This window comes from Methanimicrococcus hacksteinii (assembly GCF_032714515.1).
Classification (GTDB): Archaea; Halobacteriota; Methanosarcinia; order Methanosarcinales; family Methanosarcinaceae; genus Methanimicrococcus; species Methanimicrococcus hacksteinii.
In genome coordinates, this window is the sequence record NZ_JAWDKC010000010.1 from 1 (window position 1) to 1,430 (window position 1,430).

Below are 1,430 nucleotides of genomic sequence, written 5' to 3' on the forward strand. Positions count from 1 at the left end.
CAAGGGGGGTTAAGTCGTAACAAGGTAGCCGTAGGGGAATCTGCGGCTGGATCACCTCCTAAGAATAAAACACCGCCGAATGCCGAAAAAACATCAGGTCACAACAAAAACCAATAAAAGATCTTAAAATCAAGGTTTAAATCAAAAAGGTCAAATCAAAATTTGAAAACCGAATTTGAAATCAAAATTTGAAAACCAAATTTGAAAACCAAAAGATCATCGGGCAAGTTCCAAAAACAAAATCGGGCAACGCCCGAATTGACGTTTAAGGGCTTGTAGATCAGCTGGAAGATCGCTGTCTTCGCATGGCAGAGGCCCGGGGTTCAAATCCCCGCAAGTCCATTTTATTGGAAAACAATAATTCAGAAGCGCATTTTTCATGCGCGGGGTGCAATTCCTCAAACAACATTTATAATGCACTCCGCGATTACTCGCGGGGGAAGGACGGATAAATCGTGTGCCAGCACGGAATTTATGTGATGTCATGTAAAGGTTGAAGAAGATAAACAACAACAAATCAACAAGTTGGACAGATATATCAGACGCTAACTGAAAAATCGGTTAAGCGAATGGTGTTACGCCAACAGGTGGATGGCTCGGCTCAAGAGCTGATGAAGGACGTGCCAAGCTGCGATAAGCTCAGGGTAGACGCAAGGAATCTATGAACCTGAGATCTCCTAATAGGAATCCTGTTATCCGTGAGGGTAACGATCAGTCATGATTGGGAACGCCCCGAATTGAAACATCTTAGTAGGGGCAGGAAAAGAAATCAATAGAGATGCCGTTAGTAAAGGCGATTGAAACCGGCAGAGTTCAAACTGAATCCTTTGCAGTAATGTAAAGGAGATGTGGTTTACGGCTGACATTATTTTCCTATTTCATTGAATCAAACTTGCCTGAAACGGCAGACCATAGAGTGTGATAGTCACGTCGATAAAGATGAAAGGAAAATCGTCATGTCCTGAGTAGTGTGGGTCGGAAATCTCGCACGAATATGGGGGTCACCAATCTCCAAAACTAAATACTCCTTGAGTCCGATAGCGAATTAGTAGGGTGACCGAACGCTGAAAAGTACCCCGAGAAGGGAGGTAAAAAGTGCCTGAAACCTGTTGGTTATAGAACGATGGGGCGTGAAAGGATCTTTCTTATGAAGGAAGAAGCTGCGAGGCTTTTGTACGAATAAGATTGCCGATGTTCCATCTTAAGTTTTGAAGAACTGGCCAGGGAGTTTATCTTGGTGGCGAAGGCTAACTGTTCTTACAGGCAGCCAAAGCGAAAGCAACATGTGCGCAGCCCTACGGGCGAGGCACGGCGTATACAAGTGCGCGGAGTCACCGGGATAAGACCCGAAGCCGGGCGATCTAGGCGTGGGCAGGTTGAAGCGTGGCGAAAGCTGCGTGGAGGACCGCAAGTGGTATTGATCTGCAAAT

General features: G+C 45.5%; 1 tRNA gene and 2 rRNA genes. All 3 read left to right on the forward strand.

From position 1 onward, the window contains the following. Positions 1-60 (forward strand): 16S ribosomal RNA (locus tag MmiAt1_RS02085); the annotation flags it as partial. 209 nt (positions 61-269) lie between these two features. After that, positions 270-342, forward strand: a tRNA-Ala gene (locus MmiAt1_RS02090). Between the two features lie 221 nt (positions 343-563). Next, positions 564-1,430: ribosomal RNA gene (locus MmiAt1_RS02095) — 23S ribosomal RNA — on the forward strand; the annotation flags it as partial.